Source organism: Streptomyces sp. NPDC059166 (genome assembly GCF_042755185.1).
Lineage (GTDB): Bacteria > Actinomycetota > Actinomycetes > Streptomycetales > Streptomycetaceae > Streptomyces.
The window spans coordinates 1-6,005 of the sequence record NZ_JBHZCI010000085.1 but is presented as its reverse complement, the minus strand read 5'-3'; the positions used below and the strand labels follow the sequence as shown (position 1 = coordinate 6,005).

Below are 6,005 nucleotides of genomic sequence, written 5' to 3'. Positions count from 1 at the left end.
CCCTGACGCGGACCACGTACACGCAGGTCAAGGACGGCAAGGCCGTCTCGGTCGATGCCCTCAAGCCGGGCGACCTCCTCTTCACCGAGGGGACGACCGCCGTACCGGAACACGTCGGGATGGCGATCGGGCAGGGCCTGATCGTCCACGCCCCACACACCGGTGACGTCGTACGGATCAGCACCGTCGCGTCCTGGAAATCGCGGATTCTCGCGGCCCGCCGAGTCGTCTGACCGGCGCTCCTCCCCCTCCTCACCTCCCCTCGCACCGCTGGTTCGCCCCTCCGGGCTTTGGCGTGCGCTCATTCGAACTGGAGTTCCCGTGTATCTCGCTGAACAGGTCATACAGCTCGCCTACGACCCCGGAATCAAGCCCAACGAGGGCGGGCTCCCTGGCCTCAACGTCCTCAAGCAGGTGATGGGCTCGATCAACTTGTTCGGGCTCATCGCCGTGGTCGGAGCCCTCGCCGTCAGTGCAGGCGTGTGGGCCTGGGGTCACCACTCCGGTGGTCACCAGGCCGAGGCGAACGGGAAGAAGGGCGTGCTGGTCAGCGCTGGCGCGGCCCTTCTTCTCGGTGCGGCCAACGGTGTAGTGGCGTTCTTCTCGACGCTCGGGACGCAGGTGTCTTAATGAAGAAGTCAAGCCACCTGCGTCGTCGGCGGACCGGAGTCGTACGGCCGCCCATCGCGCAACATCGCCCACAACACACCGACTCGTCGTCGCGCCAGTGCGAGCACGGCCTGGACATGCGTCTGGCCCTCGGCTCGCTTCCTCAGGTAGTACTCGCGCGACAGCCCGGGCCTCATCATCGCCGTCTGCGCGGACAAGTAGAAGATGTGCCGCAGTCGCCGGTGGTAGCGCTTGGGCCTCTGGAAGTTGCCGGTCCGGCGGCCGGAGTCGCGCGGGACCGGCGCCAGCCCGGCGTGCGATGCGAGACGTCCAGCGTCGGCGTACCCGGACAGGTCGCCGACGATCGCCACGAACTCCGCACCGAGGATCGGACCCATGCCCGGCATCGACTCGATGACCGCGGCACGCTCGTCCGTGCGGAGGACCTCGCGGATCTCCCGCTCGGTCTCCTTGATCTGCTCGTCCACGTCCAGGAGCTGGCGGGCGATCACGCCCACCTGCCGTGCTGCTCGGTCCTCACCGGGCAGCACGGTGGCTTGGGACCGGGCCGCCTCGACAGCCCGGTCCGCGACATCGCCGGCCTTGCGGACGGCCCGGTGCCTGAGCCAGGCGGCAAGCCGGTTGGCGCCGAGGCGGCGCAGTGCGGCCGGCGTCTGGTACTCGGTGAGCATCGTGACCGCGCCCTTGGAGGCGGAGTAGTCGAAGGCCCGCTCCAGTGCCGGGCTGATGCCGACCAGGGTGTCCCGCAAATCCGGTTGATCAGCCGAACCCGGTCGGCTACCAGATCGGCTCGGTGCGCAGTCAGCAGCTGGAGCGTGGCGACGTGCTCGTCCGGGAGGCTGAGAGTGGCGAAGTCCCGTCGCAGCCGGGCGGTATCGGCAATGACCAGCGCGTCCTTCGCGTCGGTCTTTCCTTCACCCCGGTAGGCCGCCGACATCCGGTTGACGGTGCGGCCGGGAATGTAGACCACGCTCTGGCCGTGCCCGATGAGCATGGTCAGCAGCAGCGTCGAGGCGCGACCGGAGATGTCCACCGCCCACGACACCTCGTCGGCGGCTTCGCACACCGTCGCGATCAGTTCCAGGATCTCCGTCTCGTCGTTGGCGACCTTCCGGGAGAGCGTCATCTGGCCGTCGCCGTTGATGGCCACGGCCCAGTGATGAGCCTTGCCAGCATCGATCCCGACCCATATGCGTGCGCTGCGGTCCGTCACTCGAAGTACTCCGTTCCTCCGTGCCCAGGATTCACGTGGCCCGAGGAACACTCCGCCGACAGGACCCTCAAGAGCGATCTTCGCAGTTCTCAATCACCAGTCGGAGCGTCCCGAAGGACCGGGCGGCCACACCTGCGTAGCCATCGGCGGCATCCACTGATCAGCCATACCCGGTCCTCCCGGACCGCCTACATTCTGAGGGTCCACTGATGGCTCAGCACTCCACCCACCCCGGCGGCGCATCTCGCGTGCGCCGCCGGGCGCTGCTCGGCAATGCCGTCCTGGCGGTGCTCGTCGCCCTCGCCGGCCTGGCCGCCTACCTCACCCGCGAGGGCCGAAGCCCCTCCGATACCGCTTCCCCACCGCCGAGTTCGCCCACGGCATCCTCGTCGACCGCGGCGCCGTCCGGGCCGCACACCCGGCCCCGCGCTCTGCCCGTTCCGCCGAAGACCCACGACCCGATCACGTACGGGAAGGCCGCCGCCGCAGCGCTGTGGTCGTACGACACCCGCGCGTACTCGCAGCCCGAGCTGCGCAAGGCGCTGCGTGGCTGGCTGACCACGGAGTCGAAGTACGCCGACCCGGCCTCCGTCGACCAGGCGGTCCCCTCGGCCGTGCTGTGGAAGGAGATGGCGACCAACAAGCAGGTCGCCACCGCCAAGATCAACGAGGGGCACTTCCCGCACGCCTTCACCCAGGCCCTCCAGGAGGACCCCGGGGCGATCACCCAGGCGTACGTCTACGCCGTCACGGTCTCCGGCAAGCAGTCGATTCGCTGGAAGGGCTCGGCCGCCGGCGGCGCGGAGAGCCGGTCCACCACCCTCGCGGTCCAGTGCCGGCCCAACCACCCCTGCGCCCTGGTCGGCGTCATGCCGTCCGTCGCGCCCTGACCCTCGCCCCAGAACGGAGGTACAACCCATGGGAGTCTGCGACTTCCCGCTGATGGACAAGGTGTGCGGCGCTGTCGACTTCGCCACCAACCCCGCCGGCACCGTCACCGACGGCCTCGGCGCGTGGATCGCGAAGTCGGCGGGCGAGCTGGCGGCCAGTGCGGCCGACCTGGCTGCTGAGGCAGTCGACAAGACGACGGCCATCGATCTCAACGCCGGGTGGTTCCGCGACAACTACGAGTTGCTGCTGCCCATCGGCCTCGCCCTGACCGTCGGCATCTTCTGCATCCAGCTCATGACCGCGGCCTGGCGCCGTGACGAACGTGCCCTCGCCAAGGCGGCGTTCGGCACCATGACCGGGGTCCTGTTCAGCTTCTCCGCCATCGCTTTCACGACCGTCGCCATCACCGTGGTGGACGCGCTGTCCGACGGCCTCTTCAAAGCCGCCAACACCTCGGTCGACGACGCGATCCGTCGTGTGATCAAGGTTGATCAGATGGGGGCCATGTACGGCCTCGGCTGGGGTGTGTCCTCACTGGTCGCGTTCGGGTGCGCGATCGGCGCCTTCCTCTACTGGGGCGTGATGGTGGCCCGCAAGGTCGGCGTCCTGATCATGGTCGCGCTCGCGGTGTTCGCCGGGGCGGGCGGCGGCTGGGAAGTCGCCAAACGGTGGCGGCGCGGCTGGATCGAGGCGACCGGCACCCTGATCGTCTCCAAGCTGTTGATGACCGTGGTCTTCCTGATCGGCGTCTCCGCCATGGGCAAGACCGACGCCAGCGACGGAATGGCGGCCCTGTCCGACGCGATGGCCGGCATCGTCGTGATGGTCCTGGTATTGCTCTGCCCCTACGCGACGTACAAGTTCGTGCACTGGGCCAGCGACGGCGGCGGCCACGACGACATGCACCGCACCGGTGTCGCCGGCATGGCGGTCGCCGCAGGAGCCGCGAAGACCGCAGGCAGCCTCGCGCTGCGGGCCGGTACCGGCGCCCCCGCTCCGCAGGGTCCGACCCAGGTCCCGGGCACGGGCACGGGCACCGATGGCGTCGCCTACGGCATCAACCCCTCCGGCGGCAACCTCAGCAAGGAGGGCATCGACGCCGGGCCGCCCAAGCAGCAGACCCGCTTCCGGTCCGGCGAAGACCCGGACTCGTCCGGCGACAAGGGCCGGGCTCTGATCCAGCGCCCCGGGATCCCGCCGCTGATCACACGTCCTGGCGAGGACGAACCGGAAGGGTCCGAATCGACTGCCCAAGGCGTTGCGGGCGGCGCCGGTCACCTCGCAGCCGCATCGGCTCCGGGCGGCGGCATGACCTCCATGCCGCCAGCCGACCCCGGACCTTCGGCCTCGGGCACTCCGGCGTCCGCGTCCGGACCGTCGGCCACCGGCTCCGCGACGCCGACGAACTGGGTGTATCCCACCCAGCCGCCGTCGGGTTCCTGACCCACATCCCCGGGGGCGGGCCGCACTCCACGGCCCGCCCCGCCCTCCACCAGCAGGAAGGTTCCACCTTGACGTCCAGAAGAGCGCCGCACGCCCCGTCCTCCGCCCGCTCCCACCGTCTGGAACCACCATGTCCGGCAAGCACCAGTCCTCCACGCCCACCGTGAGGTTCCCGCACCGCAGCAGGCGCGGCGTCCTGCTCGGCCTGTCCGTCCCGCAGTTGGCCGTCGCCGGGCTCACCGGCCTTCTCCTTCTCGCCGTGATCCTCGCCCGCGGTGTGGTCGGCGCCCTCCAGCTCATCCCGCTGTGGGCCGTGATCGCCCTGCTCGTCTTCGTCCGCCACCGAGGCCGTGCTCTGGCGGACTGGGCCCCGATCGTCGTCCGGTACGCGCTGCGCCGGATGCGAGGCCAGCTCGTCTGGCTCACCCGGCCCTCCCGCCGGCCGACCCGCGAGGGACTGCTCCACCTTCCCGGCACCGCTGCCAGCCTGCGCGTGACCACCGCTCCCGACGGCACGTACGGCGCCGTCCACAACCCGCACACCGGGACACTGACCGCGGTGGTCAAGGTCTCCTCCCGCGCCTACGCCCTGCTCGACCCCGGCACCCAGCAGGCCAACGTCGGCGGCTGGGGACGCGCGCTGGCAGCTCTCGCCCGTACCGGGCAGATCGCCCGCATCCAGGTGATCGAGCGCACCGTCCCCGACTCCGGCGACGCGCTGCGCCGCTACTGGGAAGAGCACGGCCGCCCCGATACCCCGATGGCCGGCGCGATCTACAACGAGCTGATCCAGAGCGCCGGTCCCGCAGCCGCCCCGCACGAGGCGTACGTCGCGGTGTCCCTGGACACCAAGGCGGCCCGTCGGCTGATCAACCAGGCCGGCGGCGGTCTCACCGGTGCCTTCAGCGTCCTCGCCCAGCTCACCTCCACGTTCGACCAGGCGGCGCGGACCGCCGGTCTCACCCCGACGGGCTGGCTCACCGCCCGCGAGATCGCCGCCGTGGTGCGCACCTCCTACGACCCGAAGGCGCTGGCGACACTCGACCGCTGGTCCACGGCCGGTCGCCCCGAGGCCGAGCCCGCCGCCGCCGGCCCCGTCGTGGTCGTCGAGAAGGCGGACCACATCGCTACCGACTCGGCCGTGCACGCCACGTACTGGGTGGAGAACTGGCCGCGCACCGAGACCAGCGCCGGCTTCCTGCACCAGCTCCTGTTCACCGGCGGAGTGCGGCGCACGCTGTCGCTGTCCTACGAGCCGAAGAACCTCGACGCCGCCCTCCGTGACGTGCAGCGCAAGAAGTCCAGCGTGATCGCCGACGCCGCCGAACGGGCTCGGCGCGGCCAGGTCGACTCCGAGGCGGACTCGATCGAGTACCAGGACATCAAGTCCCGCGAACGCCAGCTCATCGCCGGGCACGCCGATGTCGCCCTGACCGGTCTGCTGACCGTCTCGGCCGACACCGAGGACGAGCTGCGCACCGCCTGCGCCGTCGTGGAGACCGCCGCTGTCGGTGCCCAGCTCGATCTGAGGCCGCTGACCTGGCAGCAGGCCGAGGCGTTCACCGCCGCCGCGCTGCCGCTCGCGCTCGCTGCCTGACCCTTCCCTTCGAAAGAGCACCCTCATGTCCCGCACCGCCAGCCCGACCGCGCAGGACTTCGTGCCCTTCGCTACCGCCGCGCTCGACTTCCACCGGGCGCTCAACATCCCGGGCGGCCCGCTGGTCACCACCCGGGCCGAGCTGGACGCCCTGCACGCCCACCTCGTCTCGCTGTACGGGCTGCTCGACGCCCACACCGGTCGCACCGGGCAGCTCGTCGCGGTCGAGGG

General features: G+C 70.6%; 6 protein-coding genes and 1 pseudogene. 6 read left to right on the top strand and 1 reads right to left on the bottom strand.

From position 1 onward, the window contains the following. Positions 1 to 233 (top strand): C40 family peptidase (locus ACFXOA_RS32055; protein WP_385035666.1); only part of this gene is annotated, 233 nt, incomplete at its 5' end. A gap of 88 nt (positions 234 to 321) precedes the next feature. Continuing rightward, positions 322 to 630, top strand: a complete 309-nt coding sequence (locus ACFXOA_RS32050) for a DUF6112 family protein (RefSeq protein ID WP_224352667.1) — start codon at positions 322 to 324, stop codon at positions 628 to 630. An 8-nt stretch (positions 631 to 638) separates the two neighbouring features. Here the strand turns inward: ACFXOA_RS32050 and ACFXOA_RS32045 are convergent. Then, positions 639 to 1,843 (bottom strand): annotated as a pseudogene (locus ACFXOA_RS32045) (IS110 family transposase). A gap of 209 nt (positions 1,844 to 2,052) precedes the next feature. Here ACFXOA_RS32045 and ACFXOA_RS32040 point away from each other — a divergent pair. The 4 genes from ACFXOA_RS32040 to ACFXOA_RS32025 all read left to right on the top strand — a co-directional run. Further along, positions 2,053 to 2,733: a hypothetical protein gene (locus ACFXOA_RS32040; protein ID WP_385035663.1), complete on the top strand. Its 681-nt coding sequence runs from the start codon at positions 2,053 to 2,055 to the stop codon at positions 2,731 to 2,733. A gap of 28 nt (positions 2,734 to 2,761) precedes the next feature. Beyond that, on the top strand, positions 2,762 to 4,177 hold the full coding sequence (locus ACFXOA_RS32035) for an ATP-binding protein (RefSeq protein WP_385035661.1): 1,416 nt from the start codon (positions 2,762 to 2,764) through the stop codon (positions 4,175 to 4,177). Positions 4,178 to 4,307: 130 nt separating this feature from the next. Beyond that, a complete protein-coding gene (locus ACFXOA_RS32030) occupies positions 4,308 to 5,774 on the top strand; it encodes an SCO6880 family protein (RefSeq protein ID WP_385035659.1) in 1,467 nt (488 codons plus the stop codon). 25 nt (positions 5,775 to 5,799) lie between these two features. Beyond that, positions 5,800 to 6,005 (top strand): DUF6238 family protein (locus ACFXOA_RS32025; protein ID WP_385035657.1); only part of this gene is annotated, 206 nt, incomplete at its 3' end.

What these genes read in the sequence shown, in the direction of transcription:
- ACFXOA_RS32040 (WP_385035663.1), top strand. Translation starts at nt 2,053, where the DNA reads ATGGCTCAGCACTCCACCCACCCCGGCGGCGCATCTCGCGTGCGCCGC.
- ACFXOA_RS32035 (WP_385035661.1), top strand. Translation starts at nt 2,762, where the DNA reads ATGGGAGTCTGCGACTTCCCGCTGATGGACAAGGTGTGCGGCGCTGTC.
- ACFXOA_RS32030 (WP_385035659.1), top strand. Translation starts at nt 4,308, where the DNA reads ATGTCCGGCAAGCACCAGTCCTCCACGCCCACCGTGAGGTTCCCGCAC.